We start from the raw sequence: 21,358 nt of genomic DNA, 5'->3' as shown, positions 1-21,358 counted from the left end.
GAATGCAGAAAAAACGGATTGAACGGTCTTGGGCCGAGATCTTCCTACGGATCAAGGACACCCAGCTGTGTTGAGCTTTCCCAGCACGCGGTCACTGGTTTCTTCGTTGAACCAGCGTTTGCGCAGGTCTGCCTGCAGCCCAGGATCACTGCTCAGTGGCCCATTCAACGCCACCAAGGCATTGCGCAGTTCCATCAGCCGATGCAATGGCAGACTGGGCAGATAGCCAACGTGCACTTCATCGCGGGTGTCGAGCGAAACATCATCTGGCACGGCATTGTCCTCTAGCGTCCTTGTTGTGATCCATGGCACGTGGCGGTAGATAGATACCGCGGTCGGCAATCGGAGTTTACATTTGGCTTTCGGACGCGGGAAAGGGAAAAGGCACCAGCCATTACGCATAGCTGTGTAGGAGGTTTCCGCACCGGCAGTGCCGGCGCAGGAGTCAAGGCCGTGGTGTTTGGGCCAGATGCAGCAGCACGTAGGGGGCTTTGTCGAATTCCCCGGTCAGGATCGGGGTGAGGTCTCGAAAGCGTGGGTCGGTCAACCCTTGGTAATCCGCCTGGCTCATCACCAGCCAGACCGGTCCTTGCAGCGGCGCCAGGTCAGCCTGTTGCTGGGTAAACAACGGCACCTGGTCGCAGTCGAGGTTGACCATGTATTTGATCGCCTTGGCGTCTTTGCCCAGGCCGTGCAGCACCACCGGCGCCCGCTGTTGCATCACCTGCTCATGCACGCGCAGCGTAAAGGTACGGGTGTCGTAGACACTGCGCACCAACGGCTCGACCACACCGATATAGGTGACCCACACCGCCAGCACAGCGCTAAGCGCCGGGCCCACCAGCCGCAGGCGCGCCTTGAGCAAGGCCAGTAATGCCACGGCCTGCAGCGCGCCTAACACGCCAAACATCAGGCCCAAGTCACTCAATGGCTGCGGATAACGGCGGCGTGCGAACACCAATCCGACGATCAAGAGTGTCGGCAGCAGCGTCCATAGCCCCAGCATCAGCCCGCGTAACCCGGCAAACAGCCGGCCTTGGGCAACCTGGAAGGGGTACGCCGCAATGATCGCAGCCATGGGCAACATCGGCAGTATGTAACGCGCCTTCTTGGCTTGGGGAACCGACAGGCCGAGCATCACCAGCAAGCCTGCGGCCGCGCAGTACAACACCAATTGCAGGGCTGGCTCCGGCGTGCGCCGCCCACCCAGTGCAATCGCCACCAGCACCAGCAGGGCCAGCGGGTAGGCGATGGCGTAATTACCGAATGAGCTGGTGAAGTAATACAGCGCGCCGCTGGAACCTTCGCTGCCGTCCATGCGCCCCAGGAACTGCATGCGGATGACGTCCTGCATGAAGCTTTCGCCGCCACTGAGCTTGGCCATCAGCAACAGCAGGCCGACACACGCCATCAGCAGCGCCAGTGCCAGCAGGCCGAAGCTGAACAGTTGGCGCCATTGCCGGTTGATCAGGTAGTAGCTGCACAGCACGCCTGTAGGAATCACCAGGCCGATCGGCCCACGAATCGCGAAGCCAAGGATCAGCAGCAGGTATAACCAGTGCAGGCGCTTACCCGCGCCGAAGTGGTCATGGGCATAACCCAGGTAGAACACCGCCAAGGCAATCGCTGCGAGCATCTGGTCGAGGGACACCGAGCGGGTTTCGCTGATAAAGGTACTGCTGAGCAGCAGCACCACGATACTCAGCAGGCCCCAGCGCCGGGAGTACGGCGCCGTCAGGCGATACACCAGCATGACGATCACCGCCGAGGCCGCCGCCGTGGGCAACCACGCCGTAAGGCTGGTGACCTGGCCCAGGGGCAACGACAGCAGCCAGGTCATCAGCGTCGACGTGGCCAGGTAGTCGGCGTAGGGCTGCCCGTAGGTGGTGGGGAAAAACCCCGGCCCATGGCGCAGCATTTCCTGGGCAAACACCACGAACCGTGAGTCGAAGCCGATAATCGCCTGGTGCCAGCTGCCGGCGATGAATAGCAACAACGCGAGCACAGCCAAGCCAAGGGATTGGCGACGGATCGTGACACTCAGCAGGGTGGGTCGCGCTTTGTTCACGTATCAGGCTTCCACAACCTGCGGCGTCCACTGCTGCTGGGGAATCGGCAGTTGGCAGGAGTCCCCGCGGCCAATCGGGAAATACTGGAAGCCCTTGCGCGCCAGGCGTTCGCCGTCGTACAGGTTGCGCCCATCGAAGATCACCGGTGTTTTCAGGCGCTGGTGGATCAAGTCAAAGTCGGGTGCCTTGAACTGCTGCCATTCGGTGCAGACGATCAGCGCATCCGCGCCAACCAAGGTGGATTCCGGGGTGCCCATGAGCATCAGCCGTTCTTCATCGGCGTAGATACGCTGGGTTTCCTGCATGGCTTCCGGGTCGAAGGCGCGCACGCTGGCGCCGGCTGCCCACAGGGCCTCCATCAGCACCCGGCTTGGCGCATCGCGCATGTCGTCGGTGTTGGGCTTGAATGCCAGGCCCCACAAGGCGAAGGTCTTGCCGCGCAGGTTGCCCTTGAAGAATGCATTGATGCGCTCGAACAGTTTGCTCTTCTGGCGCTGGTTGATGGCTTCCACGGCTTCCAACAGGTCGCTGGAGCAGTTGGCCTGCTTGGCGCTGTGGATCAAGGCGCGCATGTCCTTGGGAAAACATGAGCCGCCGTAGCCGCAACCGGGGTAGATGAAGTGGTAGCCGATACGTGAGTCGGCGCCGATCCCCAGGCGCACGGCTTCGATGTCCGCGCCCAGGTGCTCGGCCAGCTCGGCGATTTGGTTGATAAAGCTGATCTTGGTCGCCAGCATGCAGTTGGCGGCGTACTTGGTCAGCTCGGCGCTGCGCAGGTCCATGAAGATGATGCGGTCATGGTTGCGGTTGAACGGCGCGTACAGGTCGCGCATCACCTCGCGCACTTCTTCGCGCTCACAGCCAATGATGATGCGGTCCGGGCGGCGGCAGTCGGCAACGGCCGAGCCTTCCTTGAGGAATTCCGGGTTGGAGACGATATCGAACTCCAGGTGCCGGCCCGCCAGGTGCAGGGCCTTTTCGATATGCGCGCGCAGGGTGTCGCCGGTGCCCACCGGCACGGTGGACTTTTCCACCAGGATCACCGGCTGGGTACGATGGCGGGCCACGGCATCACCCACCGACAACACGTATTTGAGGTCGGCCGAGCCGTCTTCGTCCGACGGTGTGCCCACGGCGATAAACAGCACTTCGCCGTGCTCGACGGCGAGTTTCTCATCAAAGGTGAAATGCAGCCGCCCGCTTTCCAGGTTCTCCTTGACCATGGCCGCCAGCCCCGGCTCGAAGATGCTCACATGGCCCTGCTGCAGCAGCTTGACCTTATTTTGATCGACGTCCATGCAGATCACATCGTGACCGACTTCGGCTAATACGGTGGCCTGTACCAGGCCGACGTAACCACTACCAAATACACTGATTTTCATGGGGCATTCCTGGGACTTGTAGCGCTAGCACGACGAGAGTTGATGACCAGCACACCGAGGATGACCAACGCCACCCCCAGGGTTTTTGAAAGCGAAAAGTGTTCGTTGAATACCGGCAGGCTGGCGGCCAGCAAATACACCAGCGCGTAGCTGATGCTCAGTAGCGAGTAGGCGCGGCCCAGTGGCAGGTGTTTGAGCGCGCCGAGCCAGCAAAGCATCGACAGGGCATAAGCCAGGATCGCCAGAAACACCACCGCGAGTGCGCCGAGATCGATCTGCACACTGAGCCATTGGTCAGGCAGCGGCAGGCGGGTCATGCTCCAGCGCATGCCCAACTGGGCCGCACTGACCAGGCCGACGCTGCCCAGGGCGAGGGTAAAGCCTTGGACCCGGCTCATACCTGACGCCCCAGCAGCGCGACACCGGCGATGACCAGCACCACGCCCAGCCAGTGGCGGCGGTCGATGTGTTCATGAAACACAAAGTGCGCGACCAATGTGACCAGTACAAAATTCAGGCTGAGCATGGGGTAGGCAATCCCCACCTCCAGGCGCTGCAGCACCAGCAGCCACACCAGCAGGCCGAGGCCCAGGCACACCAGCGCCGACCACAGCCACGGTGAGCGCAGTTTCAGCGCCCAACCGTCCGGCAGGTCGCGCCAGCTTTCCACGGCAAACTTTTGCGACACCTGGCCCATGCAGGTCAGCAGGCACGCGGTCAATAACAACAGCAGGGTGATCATGGGGTCACCTGCGGGAAGATCAGAATCACGATATTGCCTTGCTCGTAGCGCTGACCATCAGTGGGCAGCAAAGCAACTTCGGCAATTTCGTCGTCACCTTTAACGCGCATCACCACGCCGACCGAACCTTTTTTGCGCGCATCGCTCATCCACTGCTGGACTTGGCGGGTATCTACCTGGTGATGGCCGGCATCCGGATAGGCGAGGCCGTATTTCACTTCGCCGACGGTGTTGTAAAGCGTCACATCCGGTCGCGCCAGGCGCCAGGACAAGGCCGAGGCGGCGCCCAGGTCATTGCTCAACAACGCCGTGGCCGGGCGTAGCTCCTGCAGATGGTCGATGATGAATTGATCCGGGGTCTTGTTGTAGACCACCGAGTGCGGCAACGCGGCCGGCACCAGGGCCACCAGCAGCCAACTGCCGAGCACCGGCGCGGCCCACAGTTTCAACGGCCGTGCGGCCTGCAGCAGGTTGACGATGATCCAGCCGAACAGGAAGGCAAACACCAGCACCAGGCTGAGGGTTTCGTGGCCGTGCTCATACACCGGCTTTTTCAGTTGGAACCAGGTCAGCGCCAGCAATGCAGCGACGCCAATCACCAGGTTCAACACGCCGTTGATGCGCAGGGCACGCTCACGCCCCGCCGCGAGTTTGTCGGCCAGGGTGTGGCCCATCAGCAACGCCAGGGGCAGCAGGCACGGCATGATGTAGGAGGGCAGTTTGCCTTTGGCCAGGCTGAAAAACGCCAGGGGCATCAACAGCCACAGCAATACAAAGCCGATTTTTGCCGTGCGCTTGTCCAGCCACGCCTGTTTGAGCGTCGACGGCAGCAACGCCACCCACGGCAGGCTGAACGCCACCAGCAGCGGCAGGTAATACCAGAACGGCTCGCTGTGCTGGGCGTCGTCGCCGGCAAAGCGCTGAATGTGCTCGTGCCAGAAGAAGAAGTTCCAGTAGTCCGGCTCTTGCAGGTGCACGGTCAGGGCCCATGGCAGGCTGACGACTATCGCCACCACCACGGCAACCACGCCATAACCCAGCAGTTCGCGAAAGCGTTTCTGCCAGAGCGCGTAGGGCAGGGCGATCAACACCGGCAACAACCACGCCAGGAAGCCCTTGGTCATAAAGCCCATGCCGCAGGCAAAACCGAGCAGTGCCCAGGCGCCCAAACGCCCATTGCGGGTAGTGCTGTCGAAGCAGAACCACAAGGCCACGCCGGTCAAGTTGACCCAGAAGGTGAACTGCGGGTCGAGGTTGGCATACCCGCCCAACGCCGCGACGCTGACAAAGCTCATGTAGAGCACGGTACTGACCAGGCTCTTTTGCGGGTCGTTCCACAAGCGGCGCGACACCAGGTACACCAGCAGGATGCTTAAGCCGGTGCTCAGGGCCGAGGCGAAACGCACACCAAACAGGTTCTGACCGAAAATCGCCTGGCCCAGCGCTATCATCCAGTAGCCGGCAGCCGGTTTTTCGAAGTAGCGAATGCCCATGAAGTGCGGCGAGGCCCACTTGCCGGTCAGCAGCATTTCCTGGCTGATTTGCGCGTAGCGGGTTTCATCCGGAATCCACAGGCCATGGGTGGCCAGCGGCAGCAGATAAAACACGCCAAACGCCAGCAGGAGCAGGGGCAGGGCCCAACGACGGATCATGCCTGTTGCACTCCGAGCCAACCCTCTCGGCCACTCAAGGCGCCGCGCACCAGCTGTTGCTGGGGCAGGGTGGTCAGGTCGGCGGGCAGCAGGTCGCCCAGCGGTTTGAAGTGAATGCCGCGCTGCCCGGCCTGGGCGAGCAACTGGCGGAAATCATTGGCCATCAGAATCCCTTCTACTTCTGCGTGGATGGTGTAGACGTTGAGCTTGTGTTCCTCAAAGCGATTGAGGATGAAGTCATTGAAGTCTTTGGCAGCCACCACCGGCCCGACGACTTCGTCGAAGGTCGGCAGGTCTACCGGAATCTGTGGCGTCCCCGCGCTGCCATCGGCCAATGTCGGCCGAAACAGGCTGGTACCCCGGCAATCGCTGTTATAGCGAAAGTTAAAACCTTGCTTGGCCTGCACCACGCGCTCATCGGCACGCCAACCGGCGGCAGCTGAGCAATCGACGCGCTCACCCAGGATGTCGCTCAGGGTGTCGACGCCGCGCCGGATCTGCTCGATCAGTTGGGCTTCGTTCCAGCGCCCGGTGTTGGCCTGCCAGCCGTGGTGGTCCCATGCGTGCAGGCCCACCTCATGCCCGGCGGCCTTGGCCTGGCGCATCAAGTGCCCCAGGTCGCGGCCGATCGGCTTGCCCGGCCAGGCAGTCCCGGCCAGCAGGATATCCAGGCCATACAGGCCAACGGCGTTGGAGCGCAGCATCTTCCACAGGAACTGCGGGCGGATCAGGCGCCACAAGTGGCGCCCCATGTTGTCCGGCCCGACACTGAAGAAGAACGTCGCCTTGACCCCAGCTTCGTCCAGGGTGTCGAGCAACCGCGGCACACCTTCACGGGTGCCGCGGTAGGTGTCGACGTCGATGCGAAGGCCTGCCTCCATTACTTTTTGTCCGCGATTTCGAGCATGGCTTCACGCAGGAAGAAATCCAGGGTGTTGCCAATGGTTTCGCTCATCTCCACGGTCGGCTCCCAGTTCAGCAGGCGCTTGGCGTTTTCGATGCTTGGTTTGCGGTGCGCCACGTCCTGGTAGCCGGTGCCGTAGAACGCCTTGCTTTCTACGTCGCGGAAACCGGCGAACGGCGGGAAGTTGCCACGCAGCGGGTGGGCTTCGAACTGACGCAGCAGTTCTTCGCCCAACTGGCGGATGCTGGCTTCGTTTTCCGGGTTGCCGATGTTGATGATCTGGCCGTCGCACACCCCATTGTCGTTATCAATGATGCGCGCCAGGGCTTCGATGCCGTCGGCGATGTCAGTGAAGCAGCGCTTCTGTTCGCCACCGTCGAACAGGCGGATCGGCGTGCCTTCCACCAGGTTCAGGATCAGCTGGGTGATCGCACGGGAGCTGCCGATACGTGCCGAGTCCAGGCGGTCGAGGCGCGGGCCCATCCAGTTGAAGGGACGGAACAGGGTGAACTTCAGGCCTTTGTCGCCGTAAGCCCAGATCACGCGGTCGAGTAGTTGCTTGGACACCGAGTAGATCCAGCGTTGCTTGTTGACCGGGCCCACCACCAGGTTGGAGGTGTCTTCGTCGAAATATTGGTCTTGGCACATGCCGTAGACTTCGGAGGTCGACGGGAAGATCACGCGCTTGTTGTACTTGACGCAGTAGCGTACCAGCTTGAGGTTTTCTTCGAAGTCCAGCTCGAACACGCGCAGCGGGTTGCGGGTGTATTCGATCGGTGTGGCGATGGCCACCAGCGGCAATACCACGTCGCACTTCTTGATGTGGTACTCGATCCACTCGGTGTGGATGCTGATGTCGCCTTCCACGTAATGGAAATTCGGGTGGCTGCGCAGGCGCTCGATGGCGTCGGAGCCGATGTCCAGGCCGTAGACTTCGTAACGGTCGTCACGTAGCAGGCGCTCGGACAGGTGGTTACCGATAAAACCGTTCACACCCAGGATCAGCACGCGGGTGCGGCGTGGCTTGCGACCCGACTCGGCGCCGCGCAATACCGAGCCGTCCACCAGGCCCAGTTCATTGGCCAGCGACGGGCCGGCCAGGTACAGGCCGTTGTCGTTGCGCTGGCCGAACTTGACCACCAGGGAGTCTTCACCGCAGGCGATGCGCAGCGGGTTGACGCTGATCACACGGCCCGGCGCCAGACCCTCGTTGCCCTTGGCCACTTCAGCCTGCCACACGATCAACTTGTGCTCGCCCACGGCGCAGAAGGCGCCCGGGTAAGGCTGGGTCACGGCGCGGACCAGGTTGAAGAGTTCCTCGGCCGGTTTTTTCCAGTCCAGCTTGCCATCGGCGGCGGTACGGCGGCCGAAGTAAGTGGCCTGGCTTTGGTCCTGGGCGGTTTCGCTCAGCTTGCCTTGGGCCAATTGCGGCAGGGCATCGCGCAGCAGGCTGGTGGCGGCGTCACGCAGCTTGGCGTGCAGGCTCAGGCCGGTGTCGCTGCGTTCGATGATGACTTTTTGCTGGGCCAGGATGGCGCCGGCATCGGCACGCTTGACCATGCGGTGCAGGGTTACGCCGGTTTCGGTTTCGCCGTTGACCAGCACCCAGTTGGCCGGTGCGCGGCCACGGTACTTTGGCAGCAACGAGCCGTGCAGGTTGAACGCGCCTTTGCTGGCCGTCGCCAACAGCGGCTCGCTAAGCAGGTTGCGGTAGTAGAAGGAGAAAATGTAGTCCGGGTTGAGCTTGGCGATACGCTCGATCCACAGCGGGTGGTTAGCGTCTTCCGGGGCGTGCACGGGTATGCCGTTGCGCGCGCACAACTGGGCGACGGAGCCGTAGAAGTTGTTTTCCTTGGGGTCGTCGGCATGGGTGAACACGGCAGCAATTTCGTAACCCGCATTGAGCAGGGCTTCAATGCCTGCACAGCCAATATCGTGGTAGGCGAAGACAACAGCTTTTGAATTCATGACGAAACCTGATCGGAAGGAGAGGTAGAAGTGGTATGGGAGGACACCAGGCCGTCAACCACGACGACTGGAGCCGGTGCTGCCGGTTGGTTGCGCAGCACTTTCTCAATAAAGAACCGCGGGCGGGCGCGCACATCGCTGTACATGCGGCCCAGGTATTCACCCAAGAGGCCCATGCCGATGAACTGGCCGCCGGTGAACACGAACAGCACGGCGAACAGCACGAACATGCCGTCGCCGGCCCATTCGGCACCAAAGGCCAGGCGCAGGATGATCAGCGCGAAGGCGAACAGCATGCCCAGGGCGGCCAGGCTGAAGCCGACGATGGACAGCAGGCGCAGCGGCGTGGTGGTCATGCAGGTCAGCAGGTCGAACATCAGGCTGATCAGGCGCATGGCGCTGTATTTGGACTCGCCGTGTTCACGCTCGGCGTGATGCACCAGGATTTCGGTGGTGTGACGGGCAAAGCCGTTGGCCAGGATCGGGATAAAGGTGCTGCGCTCCCGGCAGGCGAGCATGGCGTCGACGATGGTGCGGCGGTAGGCGCGCAGCATGCAACCGTAGTCGGTCATGGCTACGCCGGTAGAACGTTGCACGGCCAGGTTGATCAAGCGTGACGGCCAGCGGCGAAAGGCCGAGTCCTGGCGATTGTTGCGTACCGTGGCAACCACGTCGTAGCCCAGGGCGGCTTGTTCGACCAGGCGCGGGATTTCTTCGGGCGGGTTTTGCAAATCGGCGTCGAGGGTAATCACCACCTCACCCCGGCATTGCTCGAAACCGGCCATGATCGCTGCATGCTGGCCATAGTTGCGGTTGAGGATCACCGCCACCACGTTGCTGCCATCTTCGGCGGCAGCGTCTTCCAGCAATTGGGCAGAGTTGTCACGGCTACCGTCATCCACCAGGATGATTTCGTATTCGTAGGCCAGTTGCTTGCAGGCTGCCGTGGTGCGGCGCAGCAATTCAGGCAGGCTTTCTTGTTCGTTGTAGACCGGTATGACGATCGACACACAATGAATAGGGTAGGGTTTCAAAGATTCATGACCTCGGGGGTTAGAGCAACTTGGTGCGTGAAAACAGCAGCAATCATCGGGCAAACAGGCACCCCGCAGATAAAAAGGCGGCGTGAAAGGTGAAGCGTAATCAACAGGTTAGTCGGTAAAGCGCGGTTTGCCATGAAGTGCTGTGTTTAAGATTAAGCGCAAACATGTGGAACAGATATGAAAGACAGATGAAAAACTCGTTTATTTGACAGGTAGACAGCTAGGGTTCAGCTAGATAACTAAGGCATTGCCGCCTTTGTTTGCATAGGACACTAGGAACTGCCTGTAGGGCATTTCGTTCAACGCTGGCGGGGTTTGCGATCCAGCCAATTTTATTCAAGAATCTTCTCTGCAATACGCCTCAAGTGCCGGTAAAGTAAGCCGTCTCTTGCCAGGGTAGTCGGATGAATAGCGTGCAGCTTTTACGCGGCCAGTTGCGGCCAGTGTTGATGGGTTTGTTGATGACCGTTGCGTGTGTCACCACCGTGCGGGCCGATGAGGGGGTAGCGCTGACCAGCATCGACCAGGTTCCGGACGGTGTGGAAGTGCGCGGCAAGCAGATCGCTGCGTATACCTGGGATGATCAACAGGGCAAGAACCTGCTGGTGCTCGCCGAACAAGTCAGCGAGCGTGATGACGACGGCACCCAGTCGGCATTTGTATATGCAGCCCAGTACCTGATCGACGGCAATCGCCCCAAGCGCGTGTGGATGCTCTACGACGATGTGCAGCATTGCGAATTCGACGCAGCGCTGCGCTTCGACATGGCCGCCACCAAGGTTACCGACCTCGCCGGCGACGGGGTCACCCAGGCCACCGTGGGTTATTCGCGCACCTGCACCAGCGATGTCAGCCCCAATGAGTTCAAGCTGATCATGCATGTGGGCAAATCCCAGAAGTTCCGCCTGCGCGGCGTCGACCGAGTGGGCGCCAGTTGGTGGGACGAAGAGGCCGGGGCGCTACGCGGCATGCCGCTGCCCAAGGATTGCAGCATTGCCGGCCAGCAGGCGTTGGTCAGCCAGTACAAGGAGCAGGGCACCGAGCTGCCATTGCCGGGTTGTTATGGCGATGAGAAGGATTTTGCCAAGGCCCCGGAGGCTTACCTGACCTTTATGCGCCAGCACTGGTTCGCGCTGATGCAGAAGCAGGACACCGAATGGAGCCAGACCCAGACCCAGCCGCAAGACCCGGTCGAAGAGGAAGATATCGCGCCGTGATTTGGTACCCAGGCTGCACCTGGGATAGACTCAGCCTTCGCCAATTCACTAAATACCTCGATTAAACAATGGCTTGCTCGAGGTATTTAATCCAAAGGCTGATTTACCTTGACTGAGTCTATCCGCGACCCTCTGACCCTTTATCTCACCCGCCTGGCTCCCTCCAGCCAACTGACCATGCGCTACGTGCTGCAAGACGCCGCCGACCGCCTGGGCTTCGAGGACATCAACCTCGAAGACATTGCCTGGCACCTGCTGCAACCTGAACACGTGATCGCCCTGGTTGCGGCCTTGCGCGAGGACGGTTATGCGCCGAATACCTCGTCGCTGTACGTGAATGCGGTGCGCGGGGTCATGAACGAAGCCTGGCGATTGAACCTGATCAGCCAGGAACACCTGTTGCGCATGCGCATGGTCAAGGCCGCCGCCGGCAGCCGCCTGGGCAAGGGCCGTAACCTGCGCCGCACGCTGATCCGCGAAATGATGGACGTTTGCGCGGCCGACCCACGCCCGCAGGGCCTGCGGGACGCGGCGGTGATCGGTATTTTGTATGGCTCCGGCATGCGCAAGTCCGAATCGGTCAACCTTGACTTGGCCCAGATCAACTTCGACGAACGCAGCTTGCGGGTGATCGGCAAGGGCAATAAGGAACTGATCAAATACGCGCCCGACTGGGCCTTCGCCAAATTGCAGGCGTGGCTGGCGTTTCGGCGTGAGCAGCTCAAAGAGGGCGAACAGGACGACAGCTTCCTGTTCAACCGTATCCGCCGGGGCAGCCATATAACCCGCGAGCGCATCACCAAGCACGCGATCTACTACATCGCGCGCCAGCGTGGCGAGCAGGTGGGCGTAAAAATCATGCCCCATGACTTCCGTCGCTCGTTCATTACCCGCGTGATCGAGGAGCATGACCTGTCGATCGCGCAAAAGCTGGCGCACCACACCAACATCCAGACCACCGCCAGCTATGACGTACGTGACGATAATGAGCGGCGGCGGGCGGTGGACAGGTTTGACCTGTAGTCGACCCGCAAATTTTTCTGAAGAGATAAGAATCAAATGTGGGAGGGGGCTTGCCCCCGATTGCAATCTGTCAGTTGATACACACGTTAACTGAGCAACCGAAATCGGGGGCAAGCCCCCTCCCACATTGTTTCAATGTACGGCTTTAGAGTATCGGCTTGCCGCCGGTAACGGCGTAACGCGATCCGGAGATATAGCTGGCCTCATCCGACGCCAGCAACACATAAATCGGCGCCACTTCAACCGGCTGCCCCGGACGCCCCAGCGGGGTCTCGCTACCAAAACTCTGCACGTCTTCATCGGTCATGGTCGCCACGATCAGCGGCGTCCAGATCGGCCCAGGCGCTACGCTGTTGACGCGAATGCCTTTGGGCCCCAGCAACTGCGCCAATCCACCGGTGAAGTTGGCAATCGCGCCTTTGGTGGCGGCATACGCCAGCAAGGTCGGCTTGGGCATGTCCGAGTTGACCGAACTGGTATTGATGATCGAACTGCCGGTCTTCATATGTGGCAGCGCGGCCTTGCAGATTCGAAACATGGCCGTGATGTTGATATCGAAGGTCTTCACCCATTCCTCATCCTCGATCTCTTCGAGGGTTTCATGGGTCATCTGGAACGCGGCGTTGTTCACCAGCACATCGATGCGGCCGAACTGTTCGACCGTTTTGTCGACCAGCGCCTGACAGTTGGCCTTTTGCGCGATATCACCGGGAAGCAACAGGCACTGGCGACCGGCTTCTTCGACCCAGCGCGCGGTTTCCCTGGCATCTTCATGCTCATCCAGGTAGGCGATGGCTACATCGGCACCTTCGCGGGCAAAGGCGATGGCAACCGCGCGCCCAATGCCGCTGTCGGCGCCCGTCACCAGGGCAATCTTGTTGGCCAGCCGGCCCGAGCCCTTGTAGCTTTGCTCACCGCAATCGGGGTACGGGTCCATTTGCTTCTGGCTGCCGGGCACGGTTTGGGCCTGTGGGGCGAAGGGCGGGCGTGGGTAGTCAGTCATTTCAATCTCCATAGGGTTCCAAGGACGCTATGGGTTTAGTAAGGATGGGCTTGGCGATAGTTGTAATGGATACCGGTGACGCCCGACGAATGGTTGGCGCTGAGCCAACGGCCACGACGGGCGCTTGCAATAGCGATCAGGACGAGGGCGGTGCGCTCGCCAAGTGCGCCGGCAGGCGGCGCAATGTCCATAGCACCGTGAGCATTGCTGCGAGCGCACACAGCGCGATGCCGATCAACATCGGCGCCGGCGTGTGGTCGGCAAACACCCCGACCAGGCTCATGGATACCGCCGCCGTGATCATCTGAATTGCGCCCAGCAGCGCCGAGGCAGAGCCGGCCACCGCGCCGTGATCCTCCAGGGACAACACACCGGCCGCCGGCAACAGCAGGCCCAGGAAGCCGAAGCCGATAAACAGCAGCGTCATCATCACCACCAGGCTGTCGACCCACAGCGTGGTGACCGCCAGCAACGCCATGACTGCGGCAACCGCCACCACTGACCAGCGAATCAGCGGCGCCAGGCCAAAGCGCGCACTGAGGCGTGCCGTCAGTTGGCTCATGGCGAAAAACGATGCGGCGTTCAGCGCGAAGCACAGGCTGAATTGGGTCGGCGTCAGGCCGAAGTACTCGATGTATACGAACGGCGCGCTGCCGATGAACACAAAAAATGTCGCCAGGCCAAACCCGCACACCACCGATAACCCGATAAACACCGGGTCACGCAACAGCGCGCCATAGCTGCTGAACGCATTGCCCAGGGTCTTGCCCAGGCGACGCTCGGCCGGGTGGGTTTCGGGCAATTGGACGATGGTCATCACCAGGCACAGCACGGCGACCACCGCGAGCACCGCAAACACTTCGCGCCAGCTCCACAGCGAGATCACCAGGCTGCCGGCCAGCGGCGCCAGAATGGGCGACACGCTCATTACCAGCATCAGCAAGGCCATCAACCGTGCTGCTTCGTGGCCGGTGTACAGGTCGCGCACGATCGCCCGGGGGATGACCATGCCTGCGCACGCACCAAAGGCCTGCACGGCGCGAAAGGCGATCAACACCTCAATGGTCGGCGCCAACGCGCAGCCGATGCTGCCGATGGCAAAGATCACCAACCCGGCGTAGATCGGCGGCTTGCGCCCGAACACATCACTGAGCGGCCCGTAGAACAGCTGGCACACCCCGATGATCATGAAAAACACCGTGAGGCTCATCTGCACCGCCGCCGGCGAGGCGTGCAGGCTGGCACCCAGGGTTGGCAGCGCGGGCAGGTAGATGTCGATGGCAAACGGGCCGACGGCAGTGATCAACCCGAGCAACAGGGCCAGGTGGGCAATACTTCTAGACCTACTAGACATGGGGGGAGCAGTTCCGGGCAGCGCAGAGGCCGGTCAGCTTAAGGGAAACACGCAGATCCGCAAACTTAGGCTTCACTAACTTCGAACTCTTGCCGATAACATTACCAGCGACGCGTGAGCGGTTGGGGTCCCAGCCGGCGGTCGAGGTACGGGGATGCCAGCATGACGATCAGATTACGCTTGATACTGTTGATTGCGACCGGGCTGCTCGCTTCGCTGGTCATGAGCCTGGCCGGGTACCTGGGCAACACGCGAATGGGCGACGCCGTGCAGGCCAATGAGGTGAGCATGACGGTGCTGCGCAACCACATGGAGGCCGACATGATGCACGACGCGCTGCGCGCCGATGTGTTGTCGGCGATGTTGGTGGGCCTGGGTAAAAGCACCAGCACCAAGGCTGAGGTCAGCGGCTCGCTCAAGGAGCATGCCGAGCATTTTCGTCAGGTGCTCGGCGACAATCTCACGCTGCCGCTGGACGACACGCTCAAGGCCAGCCTGGAAAAAATCAAGCCCAGCCTCGATACCTACGTCAGCGCCGGCGAGCGCATCGTTGCACTGGCCTTGGACAACCCCGAGGCCGCGCGCGGCGAACTGGATACGTTCAACAAGGCTTTCAGCACGCTGGAAGACCAGATGGCGGCCTTGAGTGAGCTGATTGAAGCCAACACCCAACAGACCAGCGCGGGAACGCGGCAGACCATCAGTACCGCCAACCTGACCCTCGGCGCGGTATTGATCGCCAGCCTGTTGCTGCTGTTGGCCCAGGGCCGCTGGGTGATCCTGAGCATCATGGGCCCGCTGCAAACGGCCAGCCGCATTGCCGCGAGCATTGCTCGGGGCAACTTGAGCGAGCCGATTGTCGAACCCAAGCGCAACGACGAAGCGGGCGCACTGATCCGCAGCCTGGCCACGATGCAGCGAGATCTGCGCGGCATGATCGAAGTGGTGCGCGGCAATGCCCATGGCGTCAACAGCATGAGCGAGCAACTGAGCCATGGCTGCCATGAAGTTGCCGGCAGCAGCCAGCAGCAAAGCGCTGCTGCCAGCACCATGGCGGCGGCCGCCAGTGAAATGACCGCCAGTATCGAGGAAATCACCCGGCATGCAGGGCGCGCGCTGGATAGCGCCAATCAGGCTGAAACCCTGGCCAAGGAGGGTGGTCGGGTGATTCACCAGGTGGTCAAGGACATGGATGGCATTGCCCGTTCAGCGCAACAATCTGCCCTGGTGATTCGCACGTTGGACAAGGAGTCCGAGGCGATCTACAGCATTATCCAGGTGATTAAAGGCATCGCCGACCAGACCAACCTGCTGGCTTTGAACGCCGCGATTGAAGCCGCCCGAGCCGGCGAGCAGGGCCGCGGCTTTGCGGTGGTCGCCGATGAAGTGCGCAGCCTGGCGGGGCGCACCAGTGCCTCGACCCAGGAAATTGCCAGCATGGTCGGGCGTATCCAGCAAAACACCCGCGAAGCCGTGACCAGCATGGAGGAGGGCGTGGCTCAGGTGGACAAGGGCATGGCGGTGACTGCAGAGGTCGAGCGGGCCATCCGTGAAATTCTGCAGGCCACGTTGAATACCACCGAGTTGGTGAATGACATTTCGCGCACCATCGGGGAACAGAGCCTGGCCAGCAATGAAATCGCCCATCAAGTGGAGATGATCGCGGGCATGTCGGAAAACAACAGCCGGGTGATAGGGCAGACTGCCTCGACCACCGACGAACTGTCCGGTTTGGCCGGCAAGCTGTCGCAGTCGGTGGGGCGTTTTGAGCTCTGAATTCGTAACCTATTGAATTAACTCAACTAAATAGTCATTTAGTTGAGTTAAATAATCAGGCCCTATCAGTGTCAGCGAGAGGAGAGGTTCAACGCTTGGATGGCGAAATCTGAACTCGTCGCAATGGTTTCAAAATAGTCCTTAGAGAACCTGCTGTCATCACTAAGGCCGGAAGCCCAGCAATACATACCGGCACAATATATGAACAACGATGGAATTTTGAACGTAACGATATGACCGATCGGCACACGATTATCGGGTAGAAACGTGAAGCTCTGCACGTGGCGGATCTGTTCATCGTATTCAGGAGTAACGTCAGCGAATTGACCATTATTTTCCCAAATAGCGTGATGCTGGGCTACGTAAACATGGTTTCCTTCGATGACCCCGGAATAGAGGTTCCAGCCGTAGATGACATTACCTTGATGACGGAGTTTGTGTACCCGGCAATTGTGGTGACACCGCAAGGGTTCGTATCCTTTGACCTTGATCTTGTTCACCGCAAAATGAACGCCGTCACCCGGTAACGGAGCGTTAAGCGGCGATGAGCAAGCGACCAGCTTGTCGGCCATCAATCGGTCGATGAATGTTTGCAGGTTTGGGTCGTTGATTGGTACGGGTAACATCACAGATCAGGTTCCATCATGATTGAACCTAGCAGATTGCCGCAGTGGGTATGTGTCTGCAAGAAGACGAATGGGGGAATTGTTGCAGCCGCTGGCAGGCGAAGCTCTGGCTCAAAAGCGGATCACCCCCACCTGTGCCGCGCATATTTAGTTACGCATAATGTATATTATGTTAAATCATGTATTAGCCTACGCTAGCGTCCTCACCCGTTTTCATCCCAGGGTTCTATAGATCTCAGAAACCATGTGACCCCCACTACTTAATCGGAAACGTGAGCTAGTTAATCGGAAAGCTCTGCACAGCAATCACTTAGGTCGTACAACTGACGTACTATCTCAAGTTACCAGCTTCTTATAGCTCAGTCCTTAATCGGGAACAGCCCGCCGCAAGCCCTTGATTTCTGGTATCCGATGACAGCGAACAAATTTGTCCCCTAAGCACTGCCCGGCGAAAGTTAACTGGAAAACAGAATCCAGCCATCCCAGAACTGACGGAACGCTTTGTTTTTTGGCAGATTACTTTCAGAACACAATCACAGGCCATTCCTACGCCCCGGGCCGTTGACTAAAGTTAATCGGACAAAAAAATCCCACGTGCGATTTGTGCAGCTCAGATGGTTGCTTTCATAGGATCCACTGTATAAATTTCGTACTTTGGGATCTCTAAGGCACAAGGCTGTCAGCCTGTCGCGATAGCTTGGCCACATTTGGGACGTACCGATGGGTCTGAGGTTTCATCCATTACTGACGCACCCTGACTCGCCTGCGCTTGGTGCAGGCGCACGATCTTGTGTGGAAAAAGAGCTGGTGGACGCTTACCTCCAGAGTCTTCCGGCGGTTTTGCGGGCTCAAGAAAGCTATACCTTGATGGCAGATTGCGGAAATTCTATAAGAGCTTCACCTGGCCATACTCGTTGGAAATTAGCGGTATTAGAAAAGTTTTTGCTCTGGAGTTTCATTGTCGTAATGAAGCCTCTTACGGAGATAACTAACAAAGATGTCCAAAGCTTTTTGGATTTCTGCATCAGTCCTCCTAATTCATGGATATCCAAGCTTACAAATAGGTTTGTAAAAAAAGATTCTGTTCTAAAAGCCAACCCGAAATGGCACCCATTTCACACCCCCTTACGCTCGGATGGTGTTCGGCGCGTGATCAATCGATTTTTTGAGTTGAACTCTGAATCAATTGGTCTAGTACATTGCTCTCGTAGCCACCCTAAAACACTTCGAGTCGATACATGTCGCTGTAATGAAACCGAGTTTTTGTGCGACCAATATCTGGGGAAACTCAAACAAAAAACGGACGGCAAGGCAGGTTTAGAGCTTGGTTTATTCCTGTTCGCCACTTCGTTTTATCTAAAGATTCCCTTAAAGGAATGTGCTGACTGTCTTACCATGGATTGCTTTGATTTTTCAGACAAAAACAATGCAAGGTTTAAAGTCGTCACGCCGCAAGGGTCTATCTTAGGTGAAGTGCCTGAGGATTATCTTGAATATTTTTTTAGGTGGAGAAATATTTCTAAGTTGCCGCCCTACCCCTCATCTGATGAAGTTCATCCGCTGTTCCATCGTCGAGCTATAAATTACTCCTCGGCCTATATTCCGAGTTTTGATACCGATGGTTTATCTCCGACTAGGCTTTTAAAGCTCTCCCAGAAAGGGTGCGTCCGATGCCGTGACTCGTCAGGGCAAGTCCAGATAGATAGCAAAGGCAGGAGAAAAAAGCATCTGATAAGGCTAACAAACAAGCAATTGTCTTTTTCTGCTATCGATCATTTCTATCAGCGGTCGCTGAATAATGAGCTTGATGCATCCGCCATACCAGTCCCGTTGTATCTTGTTAAAAAGAATGCCATAAAACCGCTACCTAAAAATGTTATAATATTTTTGTTGGCCCTTTTCAATCCCGCTATTTGCAAGGAGCTTTGTACGGCGGGAGCATCTTTGTTTTGCTCTTTAGTTGACGCCAGGCCGAACTACCTGAAACTTCGAGCATTCGAAAAGCTGACCCTGTGGTCTGTTCTAGTAGCTGGTAAGAGTCCTGCAGATCTAGATGCATCAGATGCCGAATCGTTTTACCAACATTGCTTGAGCCCACCGGCCCAATGGGCCAGCGCGAGGATATATTCTCGATCATGCATTCTATGGCGGCCGTATCTCATACTTCGTCCCGGCAAAGATAATAATGTTCCTCGTGCTGGTATGATTGTGAGCTGGTGTAATTCTTGCTTTGTTGATTTGGTACAGACAGGAGTATTGCGCTCAAATCCGTTTGGTCGTTTGAATAAATATATTAACTAATGCGAGGTTCGGCATTATCGTGCATGGCCCTTCGGCTGAATATAGTTAGATTCGTGCCAAGCATGATAAGTAATGAACGTACTCTCAACGTAATCATCCCGGGTAGACATTGTGTCAGCATTCAGAACGATGCTCCGGTGTGAGGCTTGCGTTGCGAACCAGATGTCGCAGCACGGGCATCAGCGAATCAGCAAACCGCTCGCCGGCTTGGTTGGCCAGCTTAGATACACGGGCGATTTGAGACACCGCTTCCGGTTTGCGTTCAATCGTCTCCAAGCTTAGACCTAACCACATCTGGATTTTCTGGGTGAGTGCCAGCGCGTTGCTTTTGTTAAGTTTGATCATCGAGTCCAGCTGGAGCGAGCCGATATCCATCTCTGCTTTCGCTAAATTCCACGGTTAAACCTAGTAGTGGCCCTCCAGAATTGGCCAAGCAGCAAATACGATCTCTCGGAGTCCGAACCGGGCACAAAGGCTGAAGTCACCAGCATGACCCAGCGCCCCGTAGTCATCTTCGCTTTCAGCGTCGACAGGTCTTGAAACACGACAGTTTTCATTAAAGGGGCATTTGAAGACAAAGCGTTCCTGGCGTTTCTTGCGCCAGCTATCGCTCCACGCGCAACATGTAACAAATAAGACAAAACGAGGAAGTCAAAGTGACTAAAACAGAACTCACATCCCCTCAGAGGCGAGCCAGGCACTGGTTTGGCAGGAGTAAACTCTCCGCTACGCAGAAGAAGTCCCTAAAGCTTAGCAAGTTCCAGGCGATTGGTTGGTTTTTCAATGCGGTCGACCTAACGGCCAAAGGATCAATCTTGAATCAGATAAATGGGATGTTTTGTTTTGATCGCGAAATCGATCAGCTCTCCCTTGGGTATTTTGCACCCGTGCACCTCTTATGCTCTGCGAATTGGGATGAAAGGCTGTTTGTGGCCTGGTGTCTAATTGACTCGACTGAACGAGAACTTGCAAAGACGCTGGTCGCTGAAGATCTGCATAATTTTTGGCCCGACAAGCGCTTCTGTGAGCTCGACTGGGAAGCCCAAGTCCAAGCAAGATTTCCCAGCTTGTCCACGCTTCAGCCTGGTCATATTGAATTCAAATTTGGCAGCTTTTTCGGACAACCCGCTAGGGATCCCCTTCAGTTCGCACAATAGGATTAAGTTGCAGCTGGCACAGGTGCCCAAGAGTACACCCAGCGGTTACCCAGTAAGCTTGCGTCCCATCCTGAAAAGCACTTCATCAAGCCAGCGGTTATAGGCCGCTTGTGACGCTGGGATGAGCAGCTGCCGTTCAACAATGTGTTCCTCTTGTCGATGCGGCATCGAGAGACTGCTCGATACGACGGTCGGCGGCTCTTGGAAAAGCGTGTAGGAGATGTCAGTCAGGGAAAGCTGGAACCACCCTCCTCGGCCATGCGTGATCAATCCGAATGCAGCCTCGGCCAGTTTTCGCACTCGGCTAGGAGAAATGTAATGGCCGGCAAAAGGGTCATGGTTGGATGTGGGGGCTGTGAGGGCAGCCGTGAACCAGGCCATTCCGGAATCATGGTGACGCCATGCCACAGTGCCCGCATCTATGCCGGTTAAATCGCCCTGATTGAAATCCTTGTACCCGTCCTTCACTGAGCTCAAGCCCGCCTGGCAGAGCTTGAGGAAGAACGTTTCGTGTTCGGAATGCACTTGGCGCAGAGTACCGGAAAGTTCTGGCTGAGGCAGAAAGGCTATCTCGATGCGGGTATCGCGACTCCAATTATTCCAGTGCCTCTGGCCATGACCTTGGTGCTGCTGAAGGCGCTCAACAAACTCGTGCTCTGAAATCGCGGCACGCGTCACGTTGAGCTGATGCAGCGCCTGAACGATAGCGTCTGACAGCTCGTGTTCGTTGCAAAAGGTCGCCCGGAACAGCCCATCGACATAGTCCGATACCTCCCATCTGAACGCTTCCTGCGGCCCCTCGACCGGAACGTCCTGAAGGAAGGCAAGCACCCTCTTCCCACCTGCCCTCGCACGACGAAATTCCTGCTGGGTCACCGACTCCCCGCTTGGAGTTTTGAAGCCAAAATCGGCCCCCAGAATCACAATGACCACGTCAGCCTGGTCGACCTCGGTCATGCATGCGACTTCTGACGAGTCGGGTCGAGCACCGAAATCCTCGCACATGATGGTCTGATGCTGGAGCAGCCCTACGGCTTTTCGGGCAGAGGCTCGATATGCCTCGAAGCCACGTACAACGGAGCTGATAAAAACCTTCACAGATAACCCCCCACACAGCTTCATCCGAGCTTAGGTGTTTGCA

General features: G+C 58.3%; 19 protein-coding genes and 1 pseudogene. 6 read left to right on the top strand and 14 right to left on the bottom strand.

Annotated elements, in window-relative coordinates; genetic code table 11:
* Window positions 1–51: 51 nt before the first annotated feature.
* The 9 genes from CXQ82_RS15730 to arnC all read right to left on the bottom strand — a co-directional run bounded on the left by CXQ82_RS15730 (window position 52) and on the right by arnC (window position 9,751).
* Window positions 52–273, bottom strand: a complete 222-nt coding sequence (locus CXQ82_RS15730; protein WP_101270529.1) for a hypothetical protein — start codon at window positions 271–273, stop codon at window positions 52–54.
* Window positions 274–445: 172 nt separating this feature from the next.
* Window positions 446–2,068 carry a glycosyltransferase family 39 protein gene (locus CXQ82_RS15725; protein WP_101270527.1) on the bottom strand — a complete coding sequence of 541 codons (1,623 nt, stop codon included), beginning with the start codon at window positions 2,066–2,068 and terminating at the stop codon, window positions 446–448.
* Window positions 2,069–2,071: 3 nt separating this feature from the next.
* Entirely contained in the window at window positions 2,072–3,451 is a 1,380-nt protein-coding gene (locus CXQ82_RS15720; RefSeq protein WP_101270525.1) for a UDP-glucose/GDP-mannose dehydrogenase family protein, read from the bottom strand.
* Window positions 3,448–3,849 carry a 4-amino-4-deoxy-L-arabinose-phosphoundecaprenol flippase subunit ArnF gene (gene arnF / locus CXQ82_RS15715; protein ID WP_101270522.1) on the bottom strand — a complete coding sequence of 134 codons (402 nt, stop codon included), beginning with the start codon at window positions 3,847–3,849 and terminating at the stop codon, window positions 3,448–3,450. The genes CXQ82_RS15720 and arnF overlap by 4 nt, the downstream gene beginning before the upstream one ends.
* On the bottom strand, window positions 3,846–4,193 hold the full coding sequence (gene arnE / locus CXQ82_RS15710) for a 4-amino-4-deoxy-L-arabinose-phosphoundecaprenol flippase subunit ArnE (protein WP_101270519.1): 348 nt from the start codon (window positions 4,191–4,193) through the stop codon (window positions 3,846–3,848). Before arnE ends, arnF begins: the two co-directional genes overlap by 4 nt.
* Window positions 4,190–5,845 carry a lipid IV(A) 4-amino-4-deoxy-L-arabinosyltransferase gene (gene arnT / locus CXQ82_RS15705; RefSeq protein WP_101270517.1) on the bottom strand — a complete coding sequence of 552 codons (1,656 nt, stop codon included), beginning with the start codon at window positions 5,843–5,845 and terminating at the stop codon, window positions 4,190–4,192. The genes arnE and arnT overlap by 4 nt, the downstream gene beginning before the upstream one ends.
* A complete protein-coding gene (gene arnD / locus CXQ82_RS15700) occupies window positions 5,842–6,726 on the bottom strand; it encodes a 4-deoxy-4-formamido-L-arabinose-phosphoundecaprenol deformylase (RefSeq protein WP_101270515.1) in 885 nt (294 codons plus the stop codon). Before arnD ends, arnT begins: the two co-directional genes overlap by 4 nt.
* Window positions 6,726–8,717, bottom strand: coding sequence for a bifunctional UDP-4-amino-4-deoxy-L-arabinose formyltransferase/UDP-glucuronic acid oxidase ArnA (gene arnA / locus CXQ82_RS15695; protein ID WP_101270513.1), 1,992 nt, complete (start codon window positions 8,715–8,717; stop codon window positions 6,726–6,728). The genes arnD and arnA overlap by 1 nt, the downstream gene beginning before the upstream one ends.
* Window positions 8,714–9,751 carry an undecaprenyl-phosphate 4-deoxy-4-formamido-L-arabinose transferase gene (arnC, locus tag CXQ82_RS15690; protein WP_101270511.1) on the bottom strand — a complete coding sequence of 346 codons (1,038 nt, stop codon included), beginning with the start codon at window positions 9,749–9,751 and terminating at the stop codon, window positions 8,714–8,716. The genes arnA and arnC overlap by 4 nt, the downstream gene beginning before the upstream one ends.
* 413 nt (window positions 9,752–10,164) lie before the next feature.
* Between arnC and CXQ82_RS15685 the strand changes: the two genes are divergently transcribed.
* Complete coding sequence (locus CXQ82_RS15685) at window positions 10,165–10,977, top strand: M949_RS01915 family surface polysaccharide biosynthesis protein (RefSeq protein ID WP_101270509.1); 813 nt, start codon at window positions 10,165–10,167, stop codon at window positions 10,975–10,977.
* A 108-nt stretch (window positions 10,978–11,085) separates the two neighbouring features.
* Complete coding sequence (xerC, locus tag CXQ82_RS15680) at window positions 11,086–12,000, top strand: tyrosine recombinase XerC (protein WP_101270507.1); 915 nt, start codon at window positions 11,086–11,088, stop codon at window positions 11,998–12,000.
* A 145-nt stretch (window positions 12,001–12,145) separates the two neighbouring features.
* Here the strand turns inward: xerC and CXQ82_RS15675 are convergent, their stop codons facing one another.
* Together CXQ82_RS15675 and CXQ82_RS15670 are read right to left on the bottom strand one after the other, a co-directional pair.
* A complete protein-coding gene (locus CXQ82_RS15675) occupies window positions 12,146–13,003 on the bottom strand; it encodes a glucose 1-dehydrogenase (RefSeq protein WP_101270505.1) in 858 nt (285 codons plus the stop codon).
* Between the two features lie 136 nt (window positions 13,004–13,139).
* The gene (locus CXQ82_RS15670; protein WP_101270503.1) at window positions 13,140–14,357 is read right to left on the bottom strand and encodes a multidrug effflux MFS transporter; all 1,218 of its coding nucleotides are present in this window, start codon (window positions 14,355–14,357) and stop codon (window positions 13,140–13,142) included.
* A gap of 162 nt (window positions 14,358–14,519) precedes the next feature.
* Here CXQ82_RS15670 and CXQ82_RS31960 point away from each other — a divergent pair.
* Together CXQ82_RS31960 and CXQ82_RS31955 are read left to right on the top strand one after the other, a co-directional pair.
* A pseudogene (locus tag CXQ82_RS31960) lies at window positions 14,520–15,275 on the top strand (MCP four helix bundle domain-containing protein); the annotation flags it as partial.
* Window positions 15,270–16,133, top strand: coding sequence for a methyl-accepting chemotaxis protein (locus CXQ82_RS31955; protein WP_371917362.1), 864 nt, complete (start codon window positions 15,270–15,272; stop codon window positions 16,131–16,133). The pseudogene CXQ82_RS31960 and the gene CXQ82_RS31955, both read left to right, overlap by 6 nt.
* A gap of 71 nt (window positions 16,134–16,204) precedes the next feature.
* On the opposite strand, the gene CXQ82_RS15660 is transcribed toward CXQ82_RS31955, so the two are convergent.
* Window positions 16,205–16,762 carry a hypothetical protein gene (locus tag CXQ82_RS15660; RefSeq protein ID WP_157832166.1) on the bottom strand — a complete coding sequence of 186 codons (558 nt, stop codon included), beginning with the start codon at window positions 16,760–16,762 and terminating at the stop codon, window positions 16,205–16,207.
* A gap of 789 nt (window positions 16,763–17,551) precedes the next feature.
* On the opposite strand from CXQ82_RS15660, the gene CXQ82_RS31265 reads away from it, so the two are divergent.
* Window positions 17,552–19,060, top strand: a complete 1,509-nt coding sequence (locus CXQ82_RS31265; RefSeq protein WP_157832165.1) for a hypothetical protein — start codon at window positions 17,552–17,554, stop codon at window positions 19,058–19,060.
* A 114-nt stretch (window positions 19,061–19,174) separates the two neighbouring features.
* Here CXQ82_RS31265 and CXQ82_RS31440 read toward each other — a convergent pair whose 3' ends face one another.
* Window positions 19,175–19,435: a hypothetical protein gene (locus tag CXQ82_RS31440; protein WP_177409908.1), complete on the bottom strand. Its 261-nt coding sequence runs from the start codon at window positions 19,433–19,435 to the stop codon at window positions 19,175–19,177.
* 281 nt (window positions 19,436–19,716) lie between these two features.
* Here CXQ82_RS31440 and CXQ82_RS31435 point away from each other — a divergent pair, with 281 nt between their 5' ends.
* Complete coding sequence (locus CXQ82_RS31435) at window positions 19,717–20,217, top strand: hypothetical protein (protein ID WP_101270497.1); 501 nt, start codon at window positions 19,717–19,719, stop codon at window positions 20,215–20,217.
* A gap of 45 nt (window positions 20,218–20,262) precedes the next feature.
* Here CXQ82_RS31435 and CXQ82_RS15645 read toward each other — a convergent pair whose 3' ends face one another.
* Window positions 20,263–21,339: a DUF4062 domain-containing protein gene (locus CXQ82_RS15645; protein ID WP_101270495.1), complete on the bottom strand. Its 1,077-nt coding sequence runs from the start codon at window positions 21,337–21,339 to the stop codon at window positions 20,263–20,265.
* Window positions 21,340–21,358: the final 19 nt, after the last annotated feature.

Origin of the sequence: Pseudomonas sp. S09G 359 (assembly GCF_002843605.1) — a bacterium.
Lineage (GTDB): Bacteria > Pseudomonadota > Gammaproteobacteria > Pseudomonadales > Pseudomonadaceae > Aquipseudomonas.
Note: the sequence above shows the minus strand (reverse complement) of the source record. Positions and strands in the feature narration are given on the sequence as shown.

Excerpts from the sequence above, each read along its gene's own strand:
- CXQ82_RS15685 (WP_101270509.1), top strand. The coding sequence starts at position 10,165 with ATGAATAGCGTGCAGCTTTTACGCGGCCAGTTGCGGCCAGTGTTGATG.
- CXQ82_RS15675 (WP_101270505.1), bottom strand. The coding sequence starts at position 13,003 with ATGACTGACTACCCACGCCCGCCCTTCGCCCCACAGGCCCAAACCGTG.
- arnD (WP_101270515.1), bottom strand. The coding sequence starts at position 6,726 with ATGGAGGCAGGCCTTCGCATCGACGTCGACACCTACCGCGGCACCCGT.
- CXQ82_RS15720 (WP_101270525.1), bottom strand. The coding sequence starts at position 3,451 with ATGAAAATCAGTGTATTTGGTAGTGGTTACGTCGGCCTGGTACAGGCC.
- arnT (WP_101270517.1), bottom strand. The coding sequence starts at position 5,845 with ATGATCCGTCGTTGGGCCCTGCCCCTGCTCCTGCTGGCGTTTGGCGTG.
- CXQ82_RS31440 (WP_177409908.1), bottom strand. The coding sequence starts at position 19,435 with ATGGATATCGGCTCGCTCCAGCTGGACTCGATGATCAAACTTAACAAA.
- arnF (WP_101270522.1), bottom strand. The coding sequence starts at position 3,849 with ATGAGCCGGGTCCAAGGCTTTACCCTCGCCCTGGGCAGCGTCGGCCTG.
- arnE (WP_101270519.1), bottom strand. The coding sequence starts at position 4,193 with ATGATCACCCTGCTGTTGTTATTGACCGCGTGCCTGCTGACCTGCATG.
- CXQ82_RS15645 (WP_101270495.1), bottom strand. The coding sequence starts at position 21,339 with ATGAAGCTGTGTGGGGGGTTATCTGTGAAGGTTTTTATCAGCTCCGTT.
- arnA (WP_101270513.1), bottom strand. The coding sequence starts at position 8,717 with ATGAATTCAAAAGCTGTTGTCTTCGCCTACCACGATATTGGCTGTGCA.
- CXQ82_RS31955 (WP_371917362.1), top strand. The coding sequence starts at position 15,270 with ATGCAGCGAGATCTGCGCGGCATGATCGAAGTGGTGCGCGGCAATGCC.
- CXQ82_RS15670 (WP_101270503.1), bottom strand. The coding sequence starts at position 14,357 with ATGTCTAGTAGGTCTAGAAGTATTGCCCACCTGGCCCTGTTGCTCGGG.